The sequence below is a fragment of the Citrobacter sp. TBCS-15 genome (assembly GCF_005280815.1).
Lineage (GTDB): Bacteria > Pseudomonadota > Gammaproteobacteria > Enterobacterales > Enterobacteriaceae > Citrobacter > Citrobacter werkmanii.
On record NZ_SZWK01000101.1, the window covers coordinates 366,719 to 393,209 of the forward strand.

At 53.9% G+C, this 26,491-nt stretch carries 25 protein-coding genes and 1 other RNA gene; 15 read left to right on the forward strand and 11 right to left on the reverse strand.

The features are described from left to right. Positions 1-3: 3 nt before the first annotated feature. From scpB to argP, 4 genes are all read right to left on the reverse strand, one after another. A complete protein-coding gene (scpB, locus tag FDW96_RS04890; RefSeq protein WP_061382429.1) occupies positions 4-789 on the reverse strand; it encodes a methylmalonyl-CoA decarboxylase in 786 nt (261 codons plus the stop codon). A 10-nt stretch (positions 790-799) separates the two neighbouring features. Further along, the gene (gene meaB / locus FDW96_RS04895; protein ID WP_137365283.1) at positions 800-1,795 is read right to left on the reverse strand and encodes a methylmalonyl Co-A mutase-associated GTPase MeaB; all 996 of its coding nucleotides are present in this window, start codon (positions 1,793-1,795) and stop codon (positions 800-802) included. Then, the gene (gene scpA, locus FDW96_RS04900) at positions 1,788-3,932 is read right to left on the reverse strand and encodes a methylmalonyl-CoA mutase (RefSeq protein WP_137365284.1); all 2,145 of its coding nucleotides are present in this window, start codon (positions 3,930-3,932) and stop codon (positions 1,788-1,790) included. Before scpA ends, meaB begins: the two co-directional genes overlap by 8 nt. A gap of 222 nt (positions 3,933-4,154) precedes the next feature. Next, on the reverse strand, positions 4,155-5,048 hold the full coding sequence (gene argP / locus FDW96_RS04905) for a DNA-binding transcriptional regulator ArgP (protein WP_032940465.1): 894 nt from the start codon (positions 5,046-5,048) through the stop codon (positions 4,155-4,157). A 170-nt stretch (positions 5,049-5,218) separates the two neighbouring features. Here argP and rpiA point away from each other — a divergent pair, with 170 nt between their 5' ends. Next, positions 5,219-5,878 carry a ribose-5-phosphate isomerase RpiA gene (gene rpiA, locus FDW96_RS04910; RefSeq protein ID WP_016154364.1) on the forward strand — a complete coding sequence of 220 codons (660 nt, stop codon included), beginning with the start codon at positions 5,219-5,221 and terminating at the stop codon, positions 5,876-5,878. A 270-nt stretch (positions 5,879-6,148) separates the two neighbouring features. Beyond that, positions 6,149-7,381, forward strand: a complete 1,233-nt coding sequence (gene serA, locus FDW96_RS04915) for a phosphoglycerate dehydrogenase (protein ID WP_006686878.1) — start codon at positions 6,149-6,151, stop codon at positions 7,379-7,381. Positions 7,382-7,761: 380 nt separating this feature from the next. Here the strand turns inward: serA and FDW96_RS04920 are convergent, their stop codons facing one another. The 3 genes from FDW96_RS04920 to zapA form a co-directional block, all read right to left on the reverse strand. Beyond that, a complete protein-coding gene (locus tag FDW96_RS04920; RefSeq protein ID WP_137365285.1) occupies positions 7,762-8,358 on the reverse strand; it encodes a 5-formyltetrahydrofolate cyclo-ligase in 597 nt (198 codons plus the stop codon). A 19-nt stretch (positions 8,359-8,377) separates the two neighbouring features. Further along, positions 8,378-8,561, reverse strand: a non-coding RNA gene (ssrS, locus tag FDW96_RS04925) — 6S RNA. Between the two features lie 41 nt (positions 8,562-8,602). Beyond that, positions 8,603-8,932: a cell division protein ZapA gene (gene zapA / locus FDW96_RS04930; RefSeq protein ID WP_003026980.1), complete on the reverse strand. Its 330-nt coding sequence runs from the start codon at positions 8,930-8,932 to the stop codon at positions 8,603-8,605. A 167-nt stretch (positions 8,933-9,099) separates the two neighbouring features. Here zapA and FDW96_RS04935 point away from each other — a divergent pair, with 167 nt between their 5' ends. From FDW96_RS04935 to FDW96_RS04970, 8 genes are all read left to right on the forward strand, one after another. After that, positions 9,100-9,678 (forward strand): YecA family protein, encoded by a 579-nt coding sequence (locus FDW96_RS04935; RefSeq protein ID WP_137349424.1) that lies wholly within the window; start codon positions 9,100-9,102, stop codon positions 9,676-9,678. Positions 9,679-9,703: 25 nt separating this feature from the next. After that, positions 9,704-11,029 (forward strand): Xaa-Pro aminopeptidase, encoded by a 1,326-nt coding sequence (pepP, locus tag FDW96_RS04940; protein ID WP_137365286.1) that lies wholly within the window; start codon positions 9,704-9,706, stop codon positions 11,027-11,029. Continuing rightward, a complete protein-coding gene (gene ubiH / locus FDW96_RS04945) occupies positions 11,026-12,204 on the forward strand; it encodes a 2-octaprenyl-6-methoxyphenyl hydroxylase (protein ID WP_137365287.1) in 1,179 nt (392 codons plus the stop codon). Before pepP ends, ubiH begins: the two co-directional genes overlap by 4 nt. Positions 12,205-12,285: 81 nt before the next feature. Next, the gene (gene ubiI / locus FDW96_RS04950) at positions 12,286-13,488 is read left to right on the forward strand and encodes an FAD-dependent 2-octaprenylphenol hydroxylase (RefSeq protein ID WP_137365288.1); all 1,203 of its coding nucleotides are present in this window, start codon (positions 12,286-12,288) and stop codon (positions 13,486-13,488) included. 452 nt (positions 13,489-13,940) lie between these two features. Beyond that, positions 13,941-15,035 (forward strand): glycine cleavage system aminomethyltransferase GcvT, encoded by a 1,095-nt coding sequence (gene gcvT, locus FDW96_RS04955; RefSeq protein ID WP_048215585.1) that lies wholly within the window; start codon positions 13,941-13,943, stop codon positions 15,033-15,035. A gap of 24 nt (positions 15,036-15,059) precedes the next feature. Continuing rightward, on the forward strand, positions 15,060-15,449 hold the full coding sequence (gene gcvH / locus FDW96_RS04960; protein WP_006686886.1) for a glycine cleavage system protein GcvH: 390 nt from the start codon (positions 15,060-15,062) through the stop codon (positions 15,447-15,449). Between the two features lie 162 nt (positions 15,450-15,611). Beyond that, positions 15,612-18,485, forward strand: a complete 2,874-nt coding sequence (gene gcvP / locus FDW96_RS04965; RefSeq protein ID WP_079226018.1) for an aminomethyl-transferring glycine dehydrogenase — start codon at positions 15,612-15,614, stop codon at positions 18,483-18,485. Between the two features lie 78 nt (positions 18,486-18,563). Beyond that, a complete protein-coding gene (locus tag FDW96_RS04970) occupies positions 18,564-19,307 on the forward strand; it encodes an SDR family oxidoreductase (protein ID WP_137365289.1) in 744 nt (247 codons plus the stop codon). A gap of 94 nt (positions 19,308-19,401) precedes the next feature. Here the strand turns inward: FDW96_RS04970 and bglA are convergent, their stop codons facing one another. Next, a complete protein-coding gene (gene bglA, locus FDW96_RS04975; RefSeq protein ID WP_137365290.1) occupies positions 19,402-20,835 on the reverse strand; it encodes a 6-phospho-beta-glucosidase BglA in 1,434 nt (477 codons plus the stop codon). Positions 20,836-20,955: 120 nt separating this feature from the next. After that, on the reverse strand, positions 20,956-21,684 hold the full coding sequence (locus tag FDW96_RS04980; protein WP_061382417.1) for a MurR/RpiR family transcriptional regulator: 729 nt from the start codon (positions 21,682-21,684) through the stop codon (positions 20,956-20,958). Positions 21,685-21,736: 52 nt separating this feature from the next. On the opposite strand from FDW96_RS04980, the gene yqfB reads away from it, so the two are divergent. Further along, positions 21,737-22,048 (forward strand): N(4)-acetylcytidine aminohydrolase, encoded by a 312-nt coding sequence (yqfB, locus tag FDW96_RS04985; RefSeq protein ID WP_042310876.1) that lies wholly within the window; start codon positions 21,737-21,739, stop codon positions 22,046-22,048. Between the two features lie 163 nt (positions 22,049-22,211). Continuing rightward, complete coding sequence (locus tag FDW96_RS04990; protein ID WP_137365291.1) at positions 22,212-22,871, forward strand: hemolysin III family protein; 660 nt, start codon at positions 22,212-22,214, stop codon at positions 22,869-22,871. Positions 22,872-22,962: 91 nt separating this feature from the next. Here the strand turns inward: FDW96_RS04990 and ygfZ are convergent, their stop codons facing one another. Continuing rightward, entirely contained in the window at positions 22,963-23,943 is a 981-nt protein-coding gene (ygfZ, locus tag FDW96_RS04995; protein ID WP_061382415.1) for a tRNA-modifying protein YgfZ, read from the reverse strand. 256 nt (positions 23,944-24,199) lie between these two features. On the opposite strand from ygfZ, the gene sdhE reads away from it, so the two are divergent. Together sdhE and FDW96_RS05005 are read left to right on the forward strand one after the other, a co-directional pair. After that, positions 24,200-24,466, forward strand: coding sequence for an FAD assembly factor SdhE (gene sdhE, locus FDW96_RS05000; protein ID WP_016154349.1), 267 nt, complete (start codon positions 24,200-24,202; stop codon positions 24,464-24,466). Then, positions 24,447-24,854 carry a protein YgfX gene (locus FDW96_RS05005; protein ID WP_038633481.1) on the forward strand — a complete coding sequence of 136 codons (408 nt, stop codon included), beginning with the start codon at positions 24,447-24,449 and terminating at the stop codon, positions 24,852-24,854. The genes sdhE and FDW96_RS05005 overlap by 20 nt, the downstream gene beginning before the upstream one ends. A 99-nt stretch (positions 24,855-24,953) precedes the next feature. On the opposite strand, the gene fldB is transcribed toward FDW96_RS05005, so the two are convergent. Further along, on the reverse strand, positions 24,954-25,475 hold the full coding sequence (gene fldB / locus FDW96_RS05010) for a flavodoxin FldB (protein WP_038633478.1): 522 nt from the start codon (positions 25,473-25,475) through the stop codon (positions 24,954-24,956). 112 nt (positions 25,476-25,587) lie between these two features. On the opposite strand from fldB, the gene xerD reads away from it, so the two are divergent. Continuing rightward, entirely contained in the window at positions 25,588-26,484 is an 897-nt protein-coding gene (gene xerD, locus FDW96_RS05015) for a site-specific tyrosine recombinase XerD (RefSeq protein ID WP_038633475.1), read from the forward strand. Positions 26,485-26,491: the final 7 nt, after the last annotated feature.

Consider the following 26,491-nt stretch of genomic DNA (forward strand, 5'->3'; position numbering starts at 1 on the left):
TGATTAATGGCCGACAAAATTGGGTTTACGTTTTTCCATAAACGCGTTCATCCCTTCCTGATAATCCTCGCTGTCGTACACCGCGCGGCGCATGCCCTGAATACGCTCAAATTCGTCTGAGTTCATGGTGTGCGCTTCGCCCAGTACGCGCAGTTCTTCTTTGATGACGGCGATGGCCAGCGGCGCTTTCTCCGAGATGTGGTGCGCCATTTGCAGAGTGAAATCCTCCAGTTCGTCGACAGGAACCACATGGTTGAGGATCCCGACGGCCATCGCTCGCTGAGCGGTAATCGGCGAGGCGGTAAAGATCAGCTCTTTCACGATGTGGAACCCAGCATCGCGGGTCAGGTTGTGGATGCCGACCAGGTTATATGGCACCCCGAGGTTGACCGGCGTCATCGAGAAGGTAGAGGTTTCAGCGGCGATGATCAGATCGGAACTCATGATCATCTCAAACGCGCCGCCCCAGACGCTGCCTTCGACCATGGAGATCACCGGTTTTGGATATTTTTGGATCATGCGGGTGATCTGGCGCAGCGGATCGTCATAGGAGAGCGGATCGCGACGTCCGGAGGGGAGTTCATGAATATCATGTCCGGCAGAGAACACTTTGGCCCCGCTCGGGGCGCGCAGAATGATACAGCGAATTTCCGGACGATTAAGATCGCTAAGCGCCCGCATCAGATCGTCGATAAACACTTTGCTCAGCGCGTTGAGTTTGCGGGTGTAATTGAACTCAATAACCGCGACTTTCTGGATGATGACTACGTTGACGTATTGATAAGACATAATGTTCTCTTTATTCAAAGTAATGATGCTGGATAAATTCACTGATGTGACGCAGACCGGTACGCGGCGAAAGGTCGTTATTTTTGACGGCCTGCAGCGTCTGCTGGAAATAACGGTCGAAATCAGTCCGGGTAAATAGCAGATGCAAAGCTTCTTCTTCAGCCTGCTTGTGTAACCAGTCCACCGCTTGCTGCTGGCGGACTTTTTCCAGTCGACCGCTGACGGTAAGGCACGTTTTAAAGTCGGTTATCGCCTGCCAAATCTCCTCAATGCCACGTTTTTCCAGGGCGCTACAGGCCAGAACCTGCGGCTGCCACTCGTCATATTTGCGGCGCAGAATATGCAGAGCGGATTCGTACATATGGCGGGCGATGGCAACCTGGTTACGGTTATCACCGTCGTCCTTGTTGATGATGACCAGATCCGCCATCTCCATCAGGCCCTTTTTGATGCCCTGCAGATCGTCACCGCCGCCGGCAATTTGCAGTGAGATAAAGCAATCCACCATGCTGGCGACTTCGGTTTCTGACTGCCCGACGCCGACGGTTTCTACAATCACCACGTCAAAGCCCGCCGCCTCGCACAACAGCATTAATTCACGGGCGCGCTGGCTGGCGCCGCCTAAATGACCGCTGGAAGGCACCGGGCGGATAAATGCCGATTCTGCACGGGCCAGTTCCGTCATTCGGGTTTTATCGCCAAGAATGCTGCCGCCGCTAACGGGGCTACTGGGATCGACCGCGATCACTGCCACCCGTAATCCCCGGCGGATCAACAGCATACCGAACGCCTCCAGAAAGGTGCTTTTGCCCGCGCCCGGCGTGCCGGTGATGCCCAGACGCAGCGCGTTACCGGTGAACGGCATTATCGCGTCCAGCAATTGAGTACTCAGTGGCTGGTGGCGTGGGTGGCTGCTCTCAACCAGCGTCATCGCCTGAGCAAGCGTGGCCCGTTCACCGCGCCGCAAGCGTCGGACGGCATCGTCAAGCGTGGCGGCGTTAATCATGATGCTGACTGATCCGGGTCAACACATCGCGGACGCTGTCGAGCATCGGTGTGCCGGGGCCATAAATGGCGGCCACGCCATGCTCGTACAGGAAGGCGTAGTCCTGGGGGGGAATCACACCGCCTGCCACCACGCAGATATCTTCGCGTCCCCAGCCTTTCAGCGCCGTGACCAGTTCAGGGATCAACGTTTTATGCCCGGCAGCCAGTGACGATGCGCCTATGACATGCACATCGTTTTCTACCGCCAGACGGGCGATCTCTTCTGGCGTGGAGAACATCGGACTGAGATCGACGTCGAAGCCGAGATCGGAGTAGGCGCTGGCGATCACTTTCGCGCCGCGATCGTGACCATCCTGGCCCATCTTGGCGATCAGGATCCGAGGTCGGCGACCATTTTCCGCGAGGAACTGTTCGGTTTGCGCAACAATGGCGTCGAACTCATTGGCGGATTTGTCGGACTGGTGATAGCTTTGCGCAATCACGCCGGTGACGCACTGGCTGGGCACCAGATAGCGGTCAAAAGCGGCTTCCAGCGCGTCGGAGATCTCACCGAGCGTGGCGCGAACGCGGGCGGCGTTAACGGCTGCGGCCAGCAGATTTTCATTATGCTGCGCGGCGTGGGTCAGCACCGTTAGCGCGGCGTTGACGGCATCATTGTCGCGAGTGGCGCGAATATGCTGTAGTGAGGCAATCTGTTCGTTGCGCACCTTCACGTTGTCGATTTCCAGTACCGACGTTTCGTCTTCTTTATCCAGCTTGTACTTGTTCACGCCGACGATGACGCGTTTGCCCTGGTCGATCAGCGACTGCTCGCGCGCCGAAGCTTCTTCGATCATCCGTTTGGGGAGTCCAGCTTCAATCGCCTTCGCCATGCCGCCCGCTTCATCAATTTGTTTAATGATCGTGCGCGCCTGCTTCACGATTTGATCGGTCAATGACTCGACGTAGTACGATCCGGCCAGCGGATCGACGGTGCGGCAGATCTCTGACTCTTCCTGAATGATGATCTGCGTATTACGCGCGATGCGGGCGGAGAAATCGGTGGGTAGCCCGAGCGCTTCATCAAAGGCGTTGGTATGCAGCGACTGGGTGCCGCCAAGCGTGGCGCCGAGCGCTTCAATGGTCGTGCGGATCACGTTGTTGTAGGGATCCTGCTCGGTCAGACTCCAGCCGGAGGTCTGGCAGTGGGTACGCAGAGCGAGAGATTTCGGGTTGGTTGCGCCAAAACCGCTGACGGCTTCACTCCACAAATAGCGAGCCGCGCGCAGCATGGCGACGTTCATAAACAGATCCATGCCGATACCGAAGAAGAATGACAGACGCGGGGCGAAGTCATCAATTTTCAGCCCGGCAGACAGTGCGGCTTTGATGTACTCAATGCCGTCAGCCAGCGTAAACGCCACCTGCTGGACGCAGTTCGCCCCGGCTTCCCCCATGTGATAACCGCTGATGCTGATGGTGTTATAGCGTGGCATATTGGCGGAGCACCAGGCGATGATGTCGGCGATGATGCGCATCGAAGGTTTTGGTGGGTAAATGTAGGTGTTGCGGCACAGGTACTCTTTCAGAATATCGTTCTGAATGGTCCCGGTGAGCTGTTCCGGCGTTACGCCTTGTTCCTCAGCCGCGACGATATAAAACGCCAGTACCGGCAGCACCGCGCCGTTCATCGTCATCGACACCGACATCTTATCCAGCGGGATCTGATCAAACAGCACCTTCATATCTTCGACGGTATCGATCGCCACGCCCGCTTTGCCGACATCGCCCGCCACGCGCGGGTTGTCAGAGTCATAGCCGCGGTGGGTGGCAAGGTCAAAGGCAACGGAAAGCCCTTTTTGTCCGGCGGCGAGGTTGCGGCGGTAAAAGGCGTTGGATTCTTTGGCGGTAGAGAAACCGGCATACTGGCGGATGGTCCACGGCTGCGCGGTATACATGGTGGCGCGTGGACCGCGCACGTAAGGTGGCAGGCCGGGCAGGGTGCCTGTGACTTCCAGATTATCGAGGTCAGCCTCGGTGTACAGCGGCTTGATGACAATCCCTTCCGCCGTCTGTCTTTCCAGCGACTCAACGGTTTTTTCCCGTCGACTGAGTTCTTTATTGGCAAGTGTTTGCCACTCTTGCACGTTAGCCATTTTTTGCTCCGTATTACGCAATAAGTTGAATCTTTACGAGATACGGTGAGCTTTTTCATTTGGCTTGTCGCCAGCAAAAAATAGCCAACTGGGCGTCGTTTTTTGCCGCGTGGTATGTTTTATTTTGTGATGTATTTCAAAGACGTGGCGGGAATAGCATGAAAAGGCGATAGAGTCATAAATGCCGGATCGGCAAAGCCCACCCGGCATTCATATGGGGAATTAATCCTGACGCAGTACGTTGTGACCGTAAGCCAGCAGCGCGTCGGTAACGTTGCGCATCATGCGGCTTTCCGGCGCAAAACGGTGCCAGTACAACATCCGACGCTGGAACAGGCCCGGCGTCAAGTCGATAAGCTCACCGCTTTCCAGCTCTTTTTCTATCTGTAAGTGCGGGATCATGCAGCAGGTCGTGCCCTGACGGGCCAACTGGACGAAGGCTTCTGATGAGTTAACGATATGGCACGGCACGCTGCCTGGCGGCAGATCGAAGTTTTGTTGCAGGAACGCCTGATGCATATCATCAAGATGGTCAAACGCCACCGCCGGAGCTTTCAGTAGTGCAGAGCGGGTGACGCCGTTGGGGAAATAGCGCTCGGCGAACGCTTTTGAACCCACAAACAGGTAATCCAGCGCGCCAAGTTTATCCACCAGACAGCTTGGCAGCGCCTGATGTTGAATACTCACCGCACCGACCACTTCACCACGGCGCAGACGTTCCTGGGTGCGCGTTTCATCCTCAACCTGCAGGTTCAGGCGAATCGGCGAATTAGCCAGTACCGGGGCCAGCGCCGGAAGCAACCAGGTCGCCAGACTGTCGGCGTTCACCGCCAGCGAAAGCAGCAGCGGCGTGGAGCCAGTTTGCTCATCACCCAGCCACTCATCTTCCAGCAGTTCAACCTGGCGTAAAAGCGCCAGGAGTTTCTGCCCTTGTTCAGTAGGGCGAGGCGGTACGGTACGCACCAGCAGCGGCTGTCCGAACATATTCTCAAGCTGTTTTATGCGCTGTGAAACGGCGGATTGCGTGATGCACAGCTTTTGCGCCGCGCGCTCAAATCCTCGTTCACGAATAACCGCATCCAGTGCTTGTAGTGTTCTGTAGTCCGGACGTTTCATTGCTTTGGCGCACTCCTGAAATTTTTGCTTGTTCTGCACTATGACACAAATTTGGGTTGGGTAAAGACGAAATCAGCCACCTGGTAGCGGGTGTGGGGACATTTTTCTGCACAATGTTCTATAATGCGCGTGAATTTTCCCACCATATTCACACCACAGGCGAAACGATCATGACGCAGGATGAACTGAAAAAAGCAGTAGGATGGGCGGCACTTCAGTATGTACAGCCCGGTACCATTGTGGGCGTAGGTACAGGTTCAACAGCCGCACACTTTATTGATGCGCTGGGCACAATGAAAGGTCAGATTGAAGGCGCGGTGTCCAGTTCTGACGCCTCGACCGAAAAACTCAAAAGCCTTGGCATCCACGTGTTCGATCTTAACGAAGTGGACAGCCTCGGCGTCTACGTTGACGGCGCAGATGAAATCAACGGCCATATGCAGATGATTAAAGGCGGTGGCGCAGCGTTGACCCGTGAAAAAATCATTGCTTCCGTGGCGAAGAAATTTATCTGCATCGCTGACGCGTCCAAAGAAGTCGATATTCTCGGTAACTTCCCGTTGCCGGTAGAAGTTATCCCAATGGCGCGTAGCGCAGTGGCTCGCCAGTTGGTGAAGCTGGGCGGTCGTCCTGAATACCGTCAGGGCGTGGTAACTGACAATGGTAACGTGATCCTTGATGTGCACGGTCTGGAAATCCTCGACGCCATCGCGCTGGAAAACGCCATCAATGCGATTCCGGGCGTGGTAACCGTAGGTTTGTTCGCTAACCGTGGTGCGGATGTCGCGCTGATCGGTACCCCAGACGGCGTGAAAACTATCGTAAAATGATCTGATGGGAGCGTCTTCTCCCGTTAAAAAAAATTTGGCAGGGCAAATTTGGTGACTTGTGTCACGTTTACAATATTGCCCTGCCGATCTCTCCAAAGAAAAAGTTATCGCCAGTATTTTCCTCTGACATTTCCCGCTGAATGACATTTCCTCAGCATGACGACGCAAACGTTCATATTGCCGCAATATTATTTTTTGATATGTTGAAGAGGCGGATGAAAATCCCACACACAACACATCAGATTGAACAAAAAAGACAGGGTCGGGGAAATGGCAAAGGTATCACTGGAGAAAGATAAGATTAAATTTCTGCTGGTAGAAGGCGTGCATCAAAAAGCACTCGAAAGCCTTCGTGCAGCAGGTTATACCAACATCGAGTTTCACAAAGGCGCTCTGGACACCGAACAACTGAAAGAGTCCATCCGTGATGCCCACTTCATTGGCCTGCGATCCCGTACCCATCTGACTGAAGATGTAATTGCCGCCGCAGAAAAACTGGTCGCGATTGGTTGCTTCTGCATCGGCACCAACCAGGTTGATCTTAGCGCTGCGGCAAAGCGCGGGATCCCGGTGTTTAACGCGCCATTCTCTAACACTCGCTCCGTTGCTGAACTGGTGATTGGTGAACTGCTGCTACTGTTACGCGGCGTACCAGAAGCGAACGCCAAAGCGCACCGCGGCGTGTGGAATAAACTGGCTACTGGCTCTTTTGAAGCGCGCGGCAAAAAACTGGGGATCATCGGCTACGGGCACATTGGTACTCAGTTAGGCATTCTGGCGGAATCGCTGGGGATGCATGTCTATTTTTATGATATTGAAAATAAACTTCCGCTGGGTAACGCCACGCAGGTTCAGCATCTTTCCGACCTGCTCAATATGAGCGACGTGGTGAGCCTGCACGTGCCGGAAAATGCCTCCACCAAAAACCTGATGGGCGCGCGTGAGATTTCGCTGATGAAACCAGGCGCGCTGCTGATTAACGCCGCGCGCGGTACGGTGGTTGATATTCCAGCCCTGTGCGACGCGTTAGCGACCAAGCACCTGGCAGGGGCGGCAATTGACGTTTTCCCAACCGAACCGGCAACGAACAGCGATCCGTTCACTTCGCCGCTGTGTGATTTCGACAACGTGATCCTGACGCCGCATATTGGTGGTTCCACGCTGGAAGCGCAGGAAAATATCGGTCTGGAAGTGGCGGGGAAACTGATCAAGTATTCCGACAACGGCTCCACGCTGTCTGCGGTTAACTTCCCGGAAGTTTCGCTGCCGCTGCACGGTGGTCGTCGTCTGATGCACATTCACGAAAACCGTCCTGGCGTTCTGACCGCGCTGAACCAAATTTTTGCCGAGCAGGGCGTCAACATTGCCGCGCAGTACCTGCAGACTTCCGCACAGGTAGGTTACGTGGTTATCGATATTGAAGCGGATGAAGATGTGGCGGAAAAAGCGCTGCTGGCGATGAAAGCCCTTCCGGGAACCATTCGCGCCCGTCTGCTGTACTGATTTCCTCTATATGGGCAGGCGATGACCTGCCCATCTTTCCTCTGATTTCCCGGCCTCAAAATTTCTTTCTGTAACGCATACATTCTGTTTTCGAGCCTTGCCGCAATTGGCAACTAAAGGCAGTGCTGCGTGTTGTTCAGCACTAAAAGAAATTTACGATAGGGGCTCAGTATAGTGCTGAAACGGGAAAGCCCCTACCGAAGCAGGGGCTCTAAAAAGGAAAGGGACGATGATGAGATACGTCATCATGCTGCTGATCCTGTTAATCATCGCTACGCCAGCATATTAACAGAGAGTACGCAGGAGGGAGGTTCGCCTCCCTCACCCTTCACCGAGGAATTTAGGTCAAAAAAACGGCGCTGTCAATCGGCAAAAAACGGCTACCACTGCCAAATTTTGGATGGTGTCACCACCGCAGGCAGTGGGATATCCCACTCTTCGACAGGCAGCTTTTCCACTAACTGGCAATCATGCGCGTAGCCCACGGGTTGGATCTTATGCTGTTGCCAGTTTTGCAACGTGCGGTCATAAAATCCGCCGCCCATCCCCAGACGCTGCCCATCCTCGTCAAACGCGACTAACGGCGTAACCAGTACATCCAGCTGTGACAACGGCAATACGTCGCGGACATCAAGTCGTGGCTCCTGGATCTTTAAGCGGTTGGTCACCAGCGCACTCTGTGGATGATAGTGCAGGAACAGCAGGTTGCCAGGGCTAAAGGGATGAAGAACCGGAAGGTAGACGCGCTTACCCGCTCGCCACAGCTGTTCGATCAGCGGTTGGGTGTCGAGTTCGCCATCGAAAGAGAGAAACACCGCTACGGTATGGGCAAGAACAACAGGGGGAAAACTGAGCATTCTGGTCGCGGCTTGCTGACCAAAGTGTTGTTGCTGATCGCTGGTAAGCGCACGGCGACGCTGACGAATCAGTGTGCGTATTTCTTGTCGGGATAAAGGGAGTTCAGAAAGTAGTGTCATGGCTGTTGCCAGGTAGAAGGGAATCTCCGAGATGCCGCCGCAGGCTGTAACCCTTGAACCCTTGGTTCAAGGTGAATGCGTCGTCACAGTTTTAAGGCTTCTCGGACGGGCCGAGCATGCTCACCAACCGTGGAGCGCCACATTCTTGTGGTATGAAATATCGGCTCAGGGGACTGGCCCGCTTGCAAACATCTCAGAGAAATTTTGTCTTCACGGTCACTCTACCACAGTAAACCGAAAAGTGTTATTCAAAGTTTTGGCCCGTTTTTTCGGTTATGCGACCCTGATCAAGCAACGCTTGTTCGATGGTCTGTTGCAGCATCCGAATACGTTGTTCCATGCTCGCCGCGTATTCACGCGTCTTAGCTTTTTCCTGAGTTAATTCATAGCTGATGTTCAACGCGGCGATGAAAACCAACTGCTCAGTATTTGTGACTCTAGTGCGAACTTTCAGATCTTGCAATCGCTGATTGAGATCGTCCGCAGCCTGATTCAACGCATCCCTTTGTTCAGGCGGGCAATTCACTCGCAGTGAACGGCCAAATATTTGGATATCGACGGGTTGTGCAGACATGCCACCTTCCTGCTGATTGACTGCGCTGCCTTCGTCTCCAGACCTTGGGTCCGCGAAGGGGCGACACTATAGCTACCCTGGTATCAAGATACAAGCCCTTTTCTGGTCCACCAGGGTCCAAAGTGGTAGCATATCATGAATATTCCTCCCTTTGATGACGAATGCTTATGTCTATACAGAACGAAATGCCTGGCTACAGCGAAGTTAGCCAGTTTTTGAACCAACAAGGGGCTGGATTAACCCCGGCCGAAATGCACGGCTTAATCAGCGGGATGATTTGTGGTGGCAACAACGACAGCTCATGGCAGCCGCTGTTGCACGACCTGACGAACGAAGGTCTGGCCTTTGGTCACGAGCTGGCTCAGGCACTGCTGAAAATGCACTCTGCTACCAGCGATGCCCTTGAGGACGACGGCTTCCTTTTTCAGCTTTTTCTGCCTGAAGGTGATGACGTCAGCGTGTTCGATCGCGCCGATGCGCTGGCTGGCTGGGTAAACCACTTTCTGCTGGGTCTCGGCGTTACGCAGCCTAAGCTCGACAAAGTGACCGGCGAAACCGGTGAAGCGATTGACGACCTGCGCAATATCGCTCAGTTGGGATATGACGAAGACGAAGATCAGGAAGAGCTGGAAATGTCGCTCGAAGAGATCATCGAATACGTGCGCGTAGCCGCCTTGCTGTGCCATGACACGTTTACGCGTCAGCAGCCGACGGCGCCGGAAGTCCGCAAACCGACTCTGCACTAAATACAACAACGCCCAGGAGAGTGTTATGAGTGAGATATCTCAGCAAGAATTCCAGCGTCGTCGTCAGGCTTTGCTGGCACAAATGCAGCCCGGCAGCGCCGCGCTGATTTTTGCCGCGCCGGAAGCGACGCGCAGCGCGGACAGTGAATACCCGTACCGCCAGAACAGTGATTTCTGGTATTTCACCGGCTTTAACGAGCCTGAAGCCGTGCTGGTGCTGATTAAAAGTGATGACACTCATAACCACAGCGTTTTGTTCAACCGGGTTCGCGACCTGACGGCTGAGATCTGGTTTGGCCGCCGTCTGGGCCAGGATGCCGCACCGGCAAAACTCGGCGTTGATCGGGCGCTGGCCTTCAGTGAAATCAATCAACAGTTGCATCTGCTGCTCAATGGTCTGGACGCGGTGTATCACGCTCAGGGCGAATATGGCTGGGCCGACGAAATTGTCTGCACGGCGCTGGATAAACTACGCAAAGGCTCCAGACAAAATCTGCACGCGCCCGCCGCGATCATCGACTGGCGTCCGATGGTGCATGAGATGCGCCTGTTCAAATCACCGGAAGAGATTGCGATCATGCGCCGTGCCGGAGAGATCACCGCCCTGGCGCATACCCGCGCGATGGAAAAATGCCGTCCGGGGATGTTTGAATACCAACTGGAAGGGGAGATTCACCACGAATTTACCCGCCACGGCGCGCGTTATCCATCCTATAACACCATTGTCGGAAGCGGTGAAAACGGCTGTATCCTGCATTACACCGAAAATGAAAGTGAAATGCGCGATGGCGAGCTGGTGCTGATTGACGCTGGCTGTGAATACAAAGGCTATGCGGGCGACATTACGCGTACCTTCCCGGTTAATGGCAAATTTACCCCCGCGCAGCGTGAAATCTACGATATCGTACTGGAATCCCTGGAGACCAGCCTACGTCTGTATCGCCCCGGAACCTCCATTCAGGACGTCACCGGTGAAGTTGTGCGCATCATGATTACCGGTCTGGTGAAGCTTGGCATCCTGCACGGCGACGTCGACCAGTTAATTACCGAGAATGCGCATCGCCCATACTTTATGCATGGTCTTAGCCATTGGCTGGGGCTGGATGTGCACGACGTTGGCGTTTATGGTCAGGATCGTTCGCGTATCCTTGAGCCAGGAATGGTGCTTACCGTCGAGCCAGGGTTATATATCGCACCGGATGCCGATGTACCGGCTGCTTATCGTGGCATTGGCATTCGTATAGAAGATGACATCCTCATCACCGAAGACGGTAACGAAAACCTGACCGCCAGCGTGGTGAAGAAAGCTGATGATATTGAAGCCTTAATGGCTGCGGCGCGACTGCAATGAGCGTAATTATCGTCGGTGGTGGCATGGTCGGTGCGACGCTGGCGCTGGCCATTTCCCAGCTCAGTCATGGGACGCTGCCAGTTCATCTGATAGAAGCGAGCGAACCTGAAACTGACCGTCATCCTGGGTTTGACGCCCGGGCGATTGCGCTGGCGGCAGGAACCTGTCAGCAGCTGGCGCGAATTGGCGTGTGGCAGGCGATTGCCGATTGCGCAACGGCAATCAAAACGGTCCACGTCAGCGATCGCGGCCATGCTGGATTTGTTACGCTGGATGCGCAGGAATATCGTCTCCCGGCGCTGGGTCAGGTGGTGGAACTCCACGATGTTGGGCTGCGTCTGTTTGCGCTACTGCGTAAAGCGCCGGGCGTCACGCTACATTGTCCCGATCGCGTAGCCAGCGTGGCGCGTGCGCAGGAACATGTTGAGGTCACGCTGGAAAATGGCGAGGTTATTACCGGTCGCGTGGTGGTCGCCGCTGACGGTACGCGTTCCGCGCTGGCTACCGCCTGCGGCGTGGACTGGCAGCAGCAGCCTTATGAACAACTGGCGGTAATCGCCAATGTCACGACCTCCGTTCCTCACGATGGGCGAGCGTTTGAACGCTTCACGCAGCATGGCCCGCTGGCAATGCTGCCGATGTCTGATGGTCGCTGCTCGCTGGTATGGTGCCACCCGCTGGAGCAGCGTGATGAGATCATGGCCTGGTCCGACGAACGGTTTTGTCGTGAATTGCAAACTGCGTTTGGCTGGCGGCTGGGGCGTATTACCCAGGCCGGTAAACGCAGCGCTTATCCGTTGTCATTAACTACTGCGCTGAAGGCGATGACCCATCGTACCGTGCTGGTGGGGAATGCAGCCCAGACGCTGCATCCCATTGCCGGACAAGGTTTCAACCTTGGTCTGCGCGACGTAATGAGCCTGGCTGAGACGTTAACTCAGGCGCAAAACTGCGCGGAAGATATTGGTGATTACGCAGTGCTGGCACGCTATCAGCAACGCCGCGAGCGCGATCGCGAAACGACGATTGGTGTGACCAATAATTTAGTGTATTTGTTTGCCAATCGCTGGGCTCCGCTGGTTGTTGGCCGCAATGTCGGGCTGATGGCGATGGAATTATTCACACCCGCGCGCGATGCGCTGGCGGAGCGGACCCTGGGTTGGGTTGCGCGATAAATATGGCCTGTAAGCCGGATGGCGGCGTAAACGCCTTATCCGGTCTACGGTTTTGATTGTTCCGGTTTCCAGGAGTAAACAGTGCAAAGTGTTGATGTAGCAATTGTCGGTGGCGGCATGGTGGGACTGGCGGTTGCCTGCGGCTTGCAGGGCAGCGGGTTACGCGTTGCGGTGTTAGAACAATATGTTCCGCAGCCGTTGGCGGCGGATGCAGCTCCTCAGCTTCGCGTGTCGGCAATCAATGCCGCCAGTGAAAAACTGCTTACTCGTTTAGGCGTCTGGTCAGATATCGTTGCCCGTCGCGCGTGCTGCTATCACGGTATGGAAGTCTGGGACAAAGACAGCTTCGGGCGCATTGAATTTGACGACCAGAGCATGGGCTACAGCCATTTGGGCCACATCGTCGAAAACTCAGAGATCCATTACGCGCTGTGGCAAAAGGCGCAGCGTTCGCCGGATATTACGCTGCTGGCACCCGCTGAAATACAGCAGGTAGCCTGGGGTGAGAACGAGGCATTTCTGACCCTGAAAGAGGGCGCAATGCTGACGGCTCGCCTGGTGATCGGCGCGGATGGCGCTAACTCCTGGCTGCGTAATAAAGCAGACATTCCGCTCACCTTCTGGGATTACCGTCATCATGCGCTGGTGGCGACGATCCGTACGCAGGAAGCCCACGGCGCGGTTGCGCGCCAGGCGTTTCACGGCGAGGGTATCCTGGCATTCCTGCCGCTCAGTGACCCGCATCTGTGCTCTATCGTCTGGTCACTTTCTCCGCAGGAAGCCGAACGCATGCAGCAGGCAAGCGTTGACGAGTTTAATCAGGCGCTGAATATCGCTTTTGATAACCGTCTGGGACTGTGCAGCGTTGAAAGCGAACGGCAGACGTTTCCGCTGACGGGACGCTATGCGCGTCAGTTCGCCGCCCATCGTCTGGCGCTGGTGGGGGATGCGGCGCATACTATCCATCCGCTGGCGGGTCAGGGGGTTAACCTCGGCTTTATGGATGCGGCAGAGCTTATCGATGAGCTTAAGCGGCTACAACGTCAGGGCAAAGATATTGGCCAGTATCTCTATTTGCGTCGCTATGAGCGCAGCCGTAAGCACAGCGCAGCAATGATGCTGGCCGGTATGCAGGGCTTCCGTGAACTGTTTGCCGGTGAGAATCCGGCGAAGAAACTGCTGCGTGATATTGGTCTGAAACTGGCCGATACCCTTCCGGGCGTAAAACCGCAGCTCATCCGTCAGGCGATGGGACTGAACAATCTTCCCGAGTGGCTACGTTAGCGTCCGTAAGGACAATCTTAAGAGTTTGAGACCCGTCACATTTTCCTCTCCCGGCCCTCGCGCCGGGATGCTTCTCTCATTTGAAATAATCTAATTCCACACCTTTTTTCGCATTAGTTTTTTTAATATCACGTTTTTTTCATAACGCCATTTTTGACATTTTTTCCACATTTAATGTTGTTTGCTGCTGATTAATCTTCCTTATTTATGCTTATTATTCTGATTTTTTGGTGTGGTTATGGGGTTTTATTCTGTCGTCGATCTGGCCATTTTTTGCCATAAGCTAATGTGATGGCTAATTTTGCCTTATGGTTTAGCGTCTGTTTCGGTGGTAAGTTCAGGACAAAGAGAACGTTTGCGTCGTAGCCCCTGGAGCGGCTGCGGTGCTGGGTTTCGTGGCGAAAATTTCACCGCGAAAGAGTTGGTAGCCCCGCTTATTCAACGAGGAAAAGATGGCTCAACAGACTCCTTTGTACGAACAACACACGCTATGTGGCGCGCGCATGGTAGATTTCCATGGCTGGATGATGCCACTGCATTACGGTTCTCAGCTCGATGAACACCATGCTGTTCGCACCGATGCCGGTATGTTTGATGTGTCGCATATGACCATCGTCGACCTGCGCGGCAGCCGCACCCGGGAGTTCTTGCGTTATCTGCTGGCAAACGACGTCGCGAAGCTAACGAAGACGGGTAAAGCCCTCTACTCCGGTATGCTTAACGCATCGGGCGGTGTGATAGATGACCTGATTGTCTATTACTTCACTGAAGATTTCTTCCGCCTCGTTGTAAACTCCGCCACCCGCGAAAAAGACCTCTCCTGGATTACCCAACACGCTGAACCTTACGCCATCGACATCACCGTTCGTGACGACCTGTCGCTGATTGCGGTGCAGGGGCCAAACGCGCAGGAAAAAGCAGCAACGTTGTTTACTGACGAACAGCGCCATGCGGTAGAAGGTATGAAGCCGTTCTTCGGCGTTCAGGCGGGTGATTTGTTTATCGCAACCACCGGTTATACCGGCGAAGCAGGCTATGAAATTGCCATGCCGAATGAAAAAGCGGCTGATTTCTGGCGTGCGCTGGTACAGGCAGGCGTTAAACCTTGCGGACTGGGCGCGCGTGACACGCTGCGTCTGGAAGCAGGTATGAACCTGTACGGTCAGGAGATGGACGAAGGGATTTCTCCACTGGAAGCCAACATGGGCTGGACCATTGCGTGGGAACCTGCCGACCGCGACTTTATTGGTCGTGAAGCGCTGGAAATGCAGCGTGAAAAAGGCCACGAACAGCTGGTCGGACTGGTGATGACCGAGAAGGGCGTGCTGCGTAATGAACTGCCAGTCCGTTTCACTGACGCTTCCGGTAACCAACATGAAGGCATTATCACCAGCGGAACATTCTCCCCAACCCTGGGTTACAGCATCGCGCTGGCGCGTGTCCCTGCGGGTATTGGTGAGACCGCGATCGTGCAGATCCGTAACCGCGAAATGCCAGTAAAAGTCACTAAACCTGTTTTTGTGCGTAACGGCAAAGCCGTCGCGTGATTCATCCTTTTTGGAGATTGATTGATGAGCAACGTACCTGCAGAACTGAAATACAGCAAAGAACACGAATGGCTGCGCAAAGAAGCTGACGGCTCTTACACCGTTGGTATCACCGAACATGCTCAGGAGCTGTTGGGTGACATGGTTTTCGTAGACCTGCCAGAAGTTGGTGCCACCGTCAGCGCGGGCGATGACTGCGCCGTTGCGGAATCCGTAAAAGCGGCTTCTGATATTTATGCGCCGGTAAGCGGTGAGATTGTTGCGGTTAACGACGCGCTGAGCGACTCCCCGGAACTGGTCAACAGCGAACCGTATGCCGGTGGCTGGATCTTCAAAATCAAAGCCAGCGATGAAAGCGAAATCGAATCGCTGCTGGATGCCACTGCGTACGAAGCATTGTTAGAAGACGAATAATGTTGTGCCGGATGGCGCTAATGCTTATCCGGCCTACTCACTGCAACGCGAATTATTTTGCGTATTCGTTTTCGCACGCGTAGGCCCGGTAAGCGTCAGCGCCACCGGGCAATTGAGTTAGAGACAATCACGATTCACTGCACGTTTCAGGAACCATCGCCCATGACACAGACGTTAAGCCAGCTTGAAAACAGCGGCGCTTTCATTGAACGCCACATCGGACCGGACGCCGCGCAGCAGCAAGAGATGCTGAATGCGGTTGGCGCCGAGTCGTTAAACGCGCTGATCGGCCAGATTGTGCCGAAAGACATTCAGCTCGCAACCCCGCCACAGGTAGGCGAGGCGGCGACAGAATACGCTGCGCTGGCCGAATTAAAAGCCATCGCCGGGCGTAACAAGCGCTTCACGTCCTACATCGGCATGGGCTACACCGCCGTGCAGTTGCCACCGGTTATCCTGCGTAACATGCTGGAAAATCCGGGTTGGTACACCGCGTATACGCCGTATCAGCCGGAAGTCTCTCAGGGCCGTCTGGAAGCGCTGCTGAACTTCCAACAGGTCACGCTGGACCTGACGGGGCTGGACATGGCCTCCGCCTCTCTGCTGGATGAAGCCACCGCGGCGGCCGAAGCCATGGCGATGGCCAAACGCGTCAGCAAACTGAAAAATGCCAACCGTTTCTTTGTGGCGGCTGATGTTCATCCGCAAACGCTGGACGTCGTGCGTACTCGCGCCGAAACCTTTGGTTTTGATGTCATTGTGGATGACGCAGCGAAAGCACTGGATCACCAGGATGTGTTCGGCGTGCTGTTGCAGCAGGTTGGTACCACTGGTGAAGTGCACGACTACAGCAAACTAATTGCTGAGCTGAAATCCCGTAAAGTTGTGGTCAGCGTCGCTGCCGACTTTATGGCGCTGGTGCTGCTGACGGCTCCTGGCAAACAGGGTGCGGATATCGTTTTCGGCTCTGCGCAACGCTTCGGTGTTCCAATGGGTTACGGTGGCCCGCACGCGGCATTCTTTGCCGCCAAAGACGAATTCAAACGCTCCATGCCAGGCCGTATTATCGGCGTATCAAAAGATGCGGCGGGCAATACCGCACTGCGCATGGCGATGCAGACTCGCGAGCAGCATATCCGTCGTGAGAAAGCGAACTCCAACATTTGTACCTCGCAGGTACTGCTGGCTAACATCGCCAGTTTGTATGCCGTTTATCATGGTCCGGTCGGCCTGAAGCGCATCGCAAATCGAATCCACCGCCTGACCGATATTCTGGCGGCAGGTCTGCAACAAAAAGGCTTAAAGCTGCGTCATGCGCATTACTTTGACACGCTGTGTGTTGAAGTGGCTGATAAAGCTGCGGTACTGGCGCGTGCGGAAGCGGCAGAGATCAACCTGCGCAGCGATATTCATAACGCGGTAGGTATTACCCTCGACGAAACCACCACCCGTGAAAACGTGGTGCAGTTGTTCACTGTTCTGCTGGGTGACAGCCACGGCCTGAACATCGACACGCTGGATAAAGACGTGGCGCTCGACAGCCGTTCCATTCAGAGCAGCATGCTGCGTGATGACGCGATCCTCAGCCACCCGGTGTTTAACCGCTACCACAGCGAAACCGAGATGATGCGCTACATGCACTCGCTGGAGCGTAAAGATCTGGCGCTGAACCAGGCGATGATCCCGCTGGGTTCCTGCACCATGAAGCTGAACGCCGCCGCCGAGATGATTCCTATCACCTGGCCGGAATTCGCTGAACTGCATCCGTTCTGCCCGCCAGAGCAGGCGGAAGGGTATCACCAGATGATTGGTCAGCTTTCCGAGTGGCTGGTAAAACTGACCGGCTATGATGCAGTCTGCATGCAGCCGAACTCCGGCGCACAGGGCGAGTATGCGGGTCTGCTGGCGATTCGTCATTATCACGAAAGCCGTAACGAAGGCCATCGCGATATCTGCCTGATCCCGGCGTCCGCCCACGGTACTAACCCGGCTTCCGCACAAATGGCGGGGATGCAGGTGGTGGTAGTCGCCTGTGATAAGAACGGCAACATCGACCTTGACGATCTGCGGGCAAAAGCAGAACAACATGCCGCGAACCTTTCTTGCATCATGGTGACCTATCCGTCCACCCACGGCGTATATGAAGAAACGATCCGCGAAGTGTGTGAAGTTGTGCATCAGTTCGGCGGCCAGGTGTACCTCGACGGCGCGAACATGAACGCCCAGGTTGGAATCACCACGCCGGGCTTTATCGGCGCGGACGTTTCGCACCTCAACCTGCATAAAACCTTCTGTATTCCGCACGGCGGCGGTGGCCCAGGTATGGGACCGATTGGCGTTAAATCGCATCTGGCACCGTTCGTACCGGGCCACAGCGTCGTTCAGATTGAAGGGATGCTGACCCGTCAGGGCGCGGTGTCTGCCGCACCGTTCGGTAGCGCATCCATTCTGCCAATCAGCTGGATGTACATCCGTATGATGGGCGCAGAAGGTCTGAAGCAGGCAAGCCAGGTCGCGATTCTTAACGCTAACTACATTGCCAGCCGTCTGAAAGATGCCTATCCGGTGCTGTATACCGGTCGCGATGGCCGTGTAGCGCATGAATGTATTCTCGACATTCGCCCACTGAAAGAAGAGACCGGCATCAGCGAACTGGATATTGCCAAACGTCTGATCGACTATGGTTTCCATGCGCCAACCATGTCGTTCCCGGTAGCGGGTACGCTGATGGTGGAACCGACCGAATCTGAAAGCAAAGTGGAACTGGATCGCTTTATTAACGCGATGCTGGCAATCCGCGCTGAGATCGAGCGCGTGAAAGCCGGTGAGTGGTCACTGGAAGATAACCCGTTGGTAAACTCGCCGCACACCCAGAACGAGCTGGTGAGTGAGTGGAACCACGGTTATAGCCGCGAAATCGCAGTCTTCCCGGCTGGCGTGGCGAACAAATACTGGCCTACCGTGAAGCGTCTTGATGACGTTTACGGCGACCGTAACCTGTTCTGCTCCTGCGTGCCGATGAGCGAATATCAGTAACTTTTCCGCGTAGTTAAACAATTTCCAGGCCGGGTAAGGCGATGGCGCCTCCCGGCTTTTTCACATCTGGAGGTATCCATGGGAATCGCACTTGTTACTGGCGGCAGTCGTGGTATCGGGCGAGCAACCGCGCTGCAACTGGCACTGGAGGGGTACACGGTAGCGGTTAATTTTCATCACAATATTCGTGCGGCCACCGAGGTGGTGAACAACATCGTCGCGGCAGATGGTAAGGCATTTGCTCTGCGTGCGGATATCAGTGATGAAAGTCAGGTGCTGGCGATGTTTGAATCGATCGACCGTGAAGGGGAATCGCTGACTGCGCTGGTGAATAATGCCGGGATTTTATTTGAACAGAGCACGGTGGAAAGCTTAACCGCAGAGCGAATTAACCGCGTACTGGCAACCAATGTTACCGGCTATTTTCTGTGCTGTCGGGAAGCGGTTAAGCGCATGTCGTTTAAGCACGGCGGTCAGGGTGGGGCGATTGTGAATGTCTCTTCGGCGGCATCACGGCTCGGTGCGCCATTCGAATATGTCGATTACGCCGCTTCAAAAGGTGCGGTGGACACGCTCACCACCGGTCTGGCGCTGGAGGTGGCGGCGCAGGGGATCCGCGTAAACTGCGTACGTCCTGGCCTGATCTACACTGAGATGCATGCGTCGGGTGGAGAGCCGGGAAGAGTTGATCGCGTGAAATCCATGTTGCCTATGCAGCGTGGCGGGCAGCCGGAAGAAGTTGCGCAGGCGATTTGCTGGCTACTGAGCGAGAAAGCATCTTACGTCACGGGCAGTTTTCTTGAACTGGCGGGCGGGAAGTAGGGATTTAATTGCCGGACAGTGCTGCGTTTATCCAGCCTACGGGTGTATAACCTGTGGGCTGGATAAGGCGTTTACGCTGCCATCCGGCTTAAAATCACAGATTCTCGCCGTTGCTGGCGATTACCGCTTTATACCACTCAAAACTCTTCTTACGTGAACGTGACATATCGCCCGTGCCGTCATCGTGCTTATTCACGTAGATGAAGCCGTAGCGCTTGCTGTACTGACCGGTGGTGAACGAAACGCAGTCGATGCAGCCCCACGGCGTGTAGCCCATCAGATCTACGCCATCATAGGTGACCGCCTTCATCATCTCTTCGATGTGGGCGCGCAGATAATCGATGCGGTAATCATCATTGATACTGCCATCTGTTTCCACTTTATCGTAGGCGCCAAACCCGTTTTCAACGATAAACAGCGGCTTCTGATAGCGCTCGTACAGCTCACATAAAGCATAGCGCAGGCCAACCGGGTCAATCTGCCAGCCCCAGTCGGAGGCTTTGACGTGCGGGTTCGGTACGCTGCCCTCAAAACCGGAAATAGCATCACCGCTACCACCTTCCGCTTTCACCGCGTTGGTCATGTAGTAGCTGAATCCGAGATAGTCGCAGGTGCCTTCATGCAGGATTTGCTTGTCGCCGTCTTCCATCCTGATGTTAAATTCGCGACGTTCCCACTCGTTCAGCACATAGCTTGGGTAGTAGCCGCGTAGCTGGACGTCAGTGAAGACATAGCGCTCACGCATTGACTCCTGGGCGAACATGACATCTTCGGGCTTACAGGAGAACGGATAGAGCGGCACCATTGCCAGCATGCAGCCCACTTTCATTTCAGGATTGATGCGGCGTGCGGCTTTCACTGCGAGCGCGCTGGCCACGAACTGGTGGTGCAGCACCTGGTACATGGTCTCTTCCGGGTTTTCATGCTCGGTATACACCACGCCGGAGCAGCAATAGCCAAACAGCGGTGCGCGCCAGTTTCGTTGGTTATTGATCTCGTTGAAGGTCATCCAGTATTTGACTTTGTGTTTGTAACGCTCAAAGACGACTTCGGCAAATCGAACAAAGAAATCAACAACTTTGCGATTGGTCCAACTCCCATACTGTTGAACCAAATGTAGCGGCATTTCGAAGTGGGAAAGGGTGATGACCGGTTCGATGTTGTATTTCAGTAATTCATCGAACATGTCGTCATAGAACTTCAGACCTTCTTCGTTCGGCTGGGTTTCGTCCCCATTGGGGAAGATACGGGTCCATGCGATGGAGGTACGGAAACATTTGAAGCCCATTTCGGCAAACAGCTTAATGTCTTCTTTGTAATGACCGTAAAAATCGACGGCTTCGTGGTTGGGGTAGTATTTACCGGGCACGACTTCCTGAGTGATTTCTCGTGGAACGCCGTGTGCCCCACCGGTCAGTACGTCGCAAATGCTGGGGCCTTTGCCACCTTTGTTCCAGCCACCTTCGACCTGGTGCGCCGCAACCGCGCCGCCCCATAAAAAATCTTTTGCTAAGGTAAGTTTTTTCATCTGCGCTCAGTCTCAAATTAATACAATCTGATTTTGAGTCTAACAAAGGAAACCTAAATGTCACGATATAACAAAATAGCATTAATGTGATTTGTTACATCAAAAAAACAGATTGTTTTTTTACGCTATTCTTTTCGCCAGTTTGCGGCCAAGTGATTCCAGAATATAAATAACGGGGATTTGCGTGGTTATATCGTATACCCCGGCAATGCGCGTTTGTGGAACGTGCCAGGAGAGATTAAAGTCGGCGAGTTTCGCCAGACGCGAGTGTTCATGGCTGGTTACAGACAGCACTTTACAGTTGTGCAGGCTGAACTGGCTGGCAAAGCGTAGGATCTCTTCAGTTTCACCGGAGACGGAAAGCACGATTGCCAGCGCGTTTCTGGCCATGTCATTGGTTACCGGAAAATAAGGGTCGTCAATATGATTACTGAATTTACCGACGTTGGAGAAAAAACGCGCGCCGTATTTCGCAAGCGCTCCTGACGTTCCTGCGCCAACAAATATAATACGTTCGGAAGATAATATAATATCAACAGCCTGATCGAGCAGTTTATCGAATTCGTCGTTATTGACGCTTTTAAAAAAGCTGATAATTTCGCTGGCGCCGAAATTAGCCTGTTGCGGTTCATTCTGCTCTAAATATAATTTGAAGCGTACGCGAAATTCTGAGTAACCTTCACACTTAAGCTTGCGGCAAAAGCGCAGTACGGTGGTAGTGGAAACGCCCACGGCATCGGCCAGTTCGCGAATGGTCATGTACATGACTTTGTCACGATTTTTGATGACATAGTTGTAGACCAGCATCTCAAGATTGTTGAGACTGGCGATGGCAGCGTGGGAGAACATACTCACAATAGCAAAACTCACTCATCAGACTTCATCTACAGGGAATAATAACATGCAGCCAAATGACATCACTTTTTTTCAGCGTTTCCAGGATGACATACTGGCCGGACGCAAAACCATCACCATTCGTGACGAGTCCGAATCACACTTCAAAACCGGTGACATTCTACGGGTTGGGCGCTTTGAAGATGAGGGATACTTCTGCACGATTGAAGTTGTTGGCACCTCAACCGTCACGCTGGATACGCTGACTGAAAAACATGCTCAGCAGGAAAACATGTCGCTTGAAGAACTGAAACATGTGATCGCCGAGATTTACCCGGATCAAACGCAGTTTTATGTGATTGATTTTAAATGTATTTGATTTTATGTGTACGCTTGTTAGCTGAAAAGGTAAAATTAATTATATGATTTTTATGAACTATTTATTTTAAGATAAATATTACAGCTAACATGTGTTCACTGGAACCATTCTCAGTTACGCTAGAGGGGCAATAACGAAAGTGTTCGTTTCTCGGGAGTAAGCTATGGTTCAGAAACCATTAATCGCGCAGGGATATTCGCTGGCAGAGGAAATAGCCAACAGCATCAGTCACGGTATCGGGTTGGTGTTTGGGATTGTCGGGCTGGTGTTGTTGCTGATTCAGGCAGTGGATACCAACGCCAGCGCTATGGCGATTACCAGTTATAGCCTGTACGGCGGCAGCATGATCCTGCTGTTCCTCGCCTCAACTTTGTATCACGCGATCCCCCATCAGAGAGCGAAAGTCTGGCTGAAAAAATTCGACCACTGCGCGATTTATCTGCTGATTGCCGGGACCTATACGCCATTTCTGCTGGTGGGGCTTGATTCGCCGCTGGCTCGTGGGCTGATGATTGTTATCTGGAGCCTGGCGCTGCTCGGTATTTTATTCAAACTGACCATTGCGCACCGCTTTAAGGTTCTGTCGCTGGTAACCTACCTGACAATGGGCTGGCTATCGCTGATTGTGGTGTATCAATTGGCGGTTAAACTGGCGGCGGGAGGCGTGACGTTGCTGGCCGTTGGTGGTGTGGTCTATTCGCTGGGCGTTATTTTCTATGTCTGTAAGCGCATTCCATATAACCACGCGATCTGGCACGGCTTTGTACTGGGCGGCAGCGTTTGCCACTTCCTGGCGATTTATTTGTATGTTGGACAGGCGTAACCCTTGATTTCGGATGGCGGCTAACGCCTTATCCGGCCTACAAAATGTGCCTGTAGGCCGGATAAGCGTAGCGCCATCCGGCGTTAAGCTTTTACTCTTCCAGCGAATACGGCAGCGGCACAATATGCAGCGTTTTTGCGTCATCGCGAACACGGAACACGCTGTCGGCTTCCATGTCGTTATTCATCACGACCTGCACCAGTATCTGGCCATCAGCGAGCTGTACTGCGGCAAGTACGGTACCGGTACGACGCCAGTTCTCACCCATTTTCAGTTCCAGGTCTTCGCCTGCTTCCGGCACCCGGCTGGCCGTACCTGCCAGAGTCCACATGGCGCGTTTGTTGGCGCCGCGGAATTTGGCGCGCGCCACCATTTCCTGGCCGGTATAGCAGCCTTTTTTGAAGCTGATCCCGCCCAGAGCCTGCATATTGGTCGCCTGGGGAATAAACTGTCCGCTGTTGGCTGTATCAATGACCGGAATACCCGCTTCGATATCCAGCGCCAGCCACTGTTGACTGTTATTTAACTCCGCTTCGCCGCGCAGTTTCTCAACCAGGCTTTCCGCTGTTGCAACATCAACGATCAGCAGGAAACGCTCGGCAGGGTGTTCGAACCACAGTATTGTGGAAGCACCTTCGGTAATAACCTGTTTATCGCTGTTCGGTAATTCGCTAAAGAGATTGGCCAGCGCCGCTCGTGCCTGGAATCCCGCTACGCCCAACAGAACACGCTCGTCGTCCGGCGCAATCACTACCTTCGAGAAGACCGCATATTTCTTCAGTTCTGTAAGCTGCGCATCGCGCAAGCTGCGGCGTTCAAGCCATGCAAAACCGTCACTGTTACGGAACAGGCGCAGATTGCTCCACATTTTACCTTTGGCATCACAATGGGCTGCCAGCACGTGCTGATACTCGGTCATCTGGCTGACATCAGCCGTGACCTGACCCTGAATATACTTCTCACTGTCGACACCGGTAATGGTGGCGAGCGCCCAGTCATCGAGCGTCATTAGCGTCAGAGGTAAACGCGTTGACGCAAAAGGCTGGCGAGGAGGAAAAGATGTAAAAGCCATAATAATGTCCTGATTTGCTTAACGCCGTGATAATGACTAATGGTAAAAGAGCTATGGCCCATTGCAAGCGGTTTAATCAGGCTATTTGTGCCATATAGTAAGCTTTGCGAGGTGACATCCAAAAATGATGAATCCTTTGACTTAATGCGGTTTTATTTAGCGAACGTGCTTCCATTAGCTGATATTCCCGCAAAAGCGTGTGAAAAACACGTTACAATAGCCGGATACTTCGTTTTCGCGAGACAGGAAGAAGAACATGGATATTAATAACAAAGCACGTATTCATTGGGCATGCCGCCGCGGTATGCGTGAGCTGGACATCTCTATCATGCCGTTTTTCGAACATGAATATGACAGCTTAAGTGACGAAGAAAAACGTATCTTTATCCGTCTGCTAGAATGTGACGATCCAGATTTATTTAACTGGTTGATGAATCATGGGAAACCAGCTGATGCTCAGTTGGAGCAGATGGTGCGACTTATCCAGACACGGAATCGGGAACGTGGTCCAGTGGCAATCTGATTTACGCGTTTCGTGGCGCGCGCAGTGGCTTTCGTTGCTTGTTCATGGGCTGGTCGCGGTATTTATTTTATTGATGCCCTGGCCTTTGAGCTACACCCCCTTATGGATGGTTTTGCTCTCTCTGGTGGTGTTCGATAGCGTACGCAGCCAACGTAGAATTAACGCCTGTCAGGGCGAGATTAGGCTGTTGATGGATGGTCGTCTGCGCTGGCAAGGGCAGGAGTGGACTATCGTGAGCGCGCCCTGGATGGTCAAAACAGGCATGATGCTGCGTTTGCGTTCAGATACCGGGAAACGTCAGCATTTGTGGCTGGCGGCAGACAGTATGGATGAGGCTGAGTGGCGAGACTTACGGCGGTTAATGCTGCAACAGGCGAAGCAGGGGTAATGCCACCGTATGTCTGATGGCGTGCAGCTTTAAGGCTTAGGTTTGATGCGTGAGGTAAGCCGGATAAGGCGTTCACTGCGCCATCCGGCAACACGGTTATCAGGACCAGTGTTCGGCCATTTCCCCAAGAATTTGCTCGCACCAGTTCTGGATGCGTTCATCGCTGAGATCGTACTGGTTCGTTTCATCCAGCGCCAAACCAACAAACAGCTGTCCATCGGCAATGACGGGTTTATCGCTGGTAAATTCATAGCCTTCGGTTGGCCAGTAACCGACAAACTTGACGCCTTTGGTGACCAGTTTATCGTGCAGCATACCCAGCGCATCCAGGAACCATTCGCCATATCCTAACTGATCGCCCATCCCGTAAAGCGCGACAATTTTGCCTTCCAGGTTGAGGTCGTCCAGTTGCTCCCAGACCGCTTCCCAATCCTCCTGAATTTCACCGAAATCCCAGGTCGGGATGCCCAAAATGAGCACATCATACTGCTCCATTAAGGTCGGGGAATCATCTTTGAGGTTGTGCAGTGTCACCAGTTCGGGACCCAGGATATCGCGGATTTTTTCTGCTGCCATTTCGGTGTAGCAGGTACTGGAACCGTAAAAAAGACCCATGTTCATGACGTAAACATCTCAATTCTGCTGTAGCGTTGCGGGTAGTGTAACAGAATCGCCGCAATCCCGGCACAATGAGGCATAATGCATCAAAAATGAGAGTGAATAAGGGGCGCGAGTGGAACAGGATCTGGCGCGCATCGAGCAGTTTCTTGATGCCCTGTGGCTGGAACGAAATCTGGCGGAAAACACATTAAGTGCGTATCGTCGCGATCTGACCATGCTGGTCGAATGGCTGCATCATCGCGGCGTTTCACTGGCGACGGCGCAGAGCGATGATCTGCAGGCATTGCTGGCCGAGCGGATGGATGGGGGATATAAAGCCACCAGTTCCGCTCGCTTGCTCAGTGCCACGCGGCGCTTTTTTCAGCATCTGTACCGCGAAAAATTTCGCGAAGACGATCCCAGCGCCTCGCTAGCATCACCGAAGCTTCCGCAGCGTCTGCCCAAGGATCTCAGTGAAGCGCAGGTAGAGCGGTTGTTGCAGGCGCCGCTTATTGAGCAACCGCTGGAGCTACGCGACAAAGCCATGCTGGAAGTATTGTATGCAACGGGCCTACGCGTGTCTGAGCTGGTGGGACTGACGATGAGTGACGTCAGCCTGCGTCAGGGCGTGGTTCGGGTGATCGGTAAAGGTAATAAAGAGCGCCTGGTGCCGTTGGGTGAAGAGGCGGTGTACTGGCTGGAAACGTATCTGGAACATGGCCGCCCATGGTTGCTCAACGGCGTATCGATTGATGTGCTGTTTCCCAGCCAGCGGGCGCAACAGATGACCCGTCAGACCTTTTGGCATCGTATTAAACACTATGCTGTGTTGGCGGGAATCGACAGCGAAAAACTGTCACCGCACGTCCTGCGGCATGCTTTTGCCACGCATTTGCTCAATCATGGCGCTGACCTGCGCGTGGTGCAGATGCTACTGGGGCATAGCGACCTCTCGACAACACAAATTTATACTCATGTCGCAACGGAGCGCTTGCGTCAACTACATCAACAGCATCACCCGCGAGCGTGAGTGCTGA

What these genes read in the sequence shown, in the direction of transcription:
- ygfZ (WP_061382415.1), bottom strand. Translation starts at nt 23,943, where the DNA reads ATGGCTTTTACATCTTTTCCTCCTCGCCAGCCTTTTGCGTCAACGCGT.
- ubiH (WP_137365287.1), top strand. Translation starts at nt 11,026, where the DNA reads ATGAGCGTAATTATCGTCGGTGGTGGCATGGTCGGTGCGACGCTGGCG.
- zapA (WP_003026980.1), bottom strand. Translation starts at nt 8,932, where the DNA reads ATGTCTGCACAACCCGTCGATATCCAAATATTTGGCCGTTCACTGCGA.
- scpA (WP_137365284.1), bottom strand. Translation starts at nt 3,932, where the DNA reads ATGGCTAACGTGCAAGAGTGGCAAACACTTGCCAATAAAGAACTCAGT.
- rpiA (WP_016154364.1), top strand. Translation starts at nt 5,219, where the DNA reads ATGACGCAGGATGAACTGAAAAAAGCAGTAGGATGGGCGGCACTTCAG.
- pepP (WP_137365286.1), top strand. Translation starts at nt 9,704, where the DNA reads ATGAGTGAGATATCTCAGCAAGAATTCCAGCGTCGTCGTCAGGCTTTG.
- argP (WP_032940465.1), bottom strand. Translation starts at nt 5,048, where the DNA reads ATGAAACGTCCGGACTACAGAACACTACAAGCACTGGATGCGGTTATT.
- FDW96_RS04920 (WP_137365285.1), bottom strand. Translation starts at nt 8,358, where the DNA reads ATGACACTACTTTCTGAACTCCCTTTATCCCGACAAGAAATACGCACA.
- FDW96_RS04970 (WP_137365289.1), top strand. Translation starts at nt 18,564, where the DNA reads ATGGGAATCGCACTTGTTACTGGCGGCAGTCGTGGTATCGGGCGAGCA.
- gcvP (WP_079226018.1), top strand. Translation starts at nt 15,612, where the DNA reads ATGACACAGACGTTAAGCCAGCTTGAAAACAGCGGCGCTTTCATTGAA.
- FDW96_RS04990 (WP_137365291.1), top strand. Translation starts at nt 22,212, where the DNA reads ATGGTTCAGAAACCATTAATCGCGCAGGGATATTCGCTGGCAGAGGAA.
- meaB (WP_137365283.1), bottom strand. Translation starts at nt 1,795, where the DNA reads ATGATTAACGCCGCCACGCTTGACGATGCCGTCCGACGCTTGCGGCGC.
- FDW96_RS04935 (WP_137349424.1), top strand. Translation starts at nt 9,100, where the DNA reads ATGTCTATACAGAACGAAATGCCTGGCTACAGCGAAGTTAGCCAGTTT.
- FDW96_RS04980 (WP_061382417.1), bottom strand. Translation starts at nt 21,684, where the DNA reads ATGTTCTCCCACGCTGCCATCGCCAGTCTCAACAATCTTGAGATGCTG.
- scpB (WP_061382429.1), bottom strand. Translation starts at nt 789, where the DNA reads ATGTCTTATCAATACGTCAACGTAGTCATCATCCAGAAAGTCGCGGTT.
- gcvT (WP_048215585.1), top strand. Translation starts at nt 13,941, where the DNA reads ATGGCTCAACAGACTCCTTTGTACGAACAACACACGCTATGTGGCGCG.
- bglA (WP_137365290.1), bottom strand. Translation starts at nt 20,835, where the DNA reads ATGAAAAAACTTACCTTAGCAAAAGATTTTTTATGGGGCGGCGCGGTT.
- sdhE (WP_016154349.1), top strand. Translation starts at nt 24,200, where the DNA reads ATGGATATTAATAACAAAGCACGTATTCATTGGGCATGCCGCCGCGGT.
- yqfB (WP_042310876.1), top strand. Translation starts at nt 21,737, where the DNA reads ATGCAGCCAAATGACATCACTTTTTTTCAGCGTTTCCAGGATGACATA.
- fldB (WP_038633478.1), bottom strand. Translation starts at nt 25,475, where the DNA reads ATGAACATGGGTCTTTTTTACGGTTCCAGTACCTGCTACACCGAAATG.
- gcvH (WP_006686886.1), top strand. Translation starts at nt 15,060, where the DNA reads ATGAGCAACGTACCTGCAGAACTGAAATACAGCAAAGAACACGAATGG.
- serA (WP_006686878.1), top strand. Translation starts at nt 6,149, where the DNA reads ATGGCAAAGGTATCACTGGAGAAAGATAAGATTAAATTTCTGCTGGTA.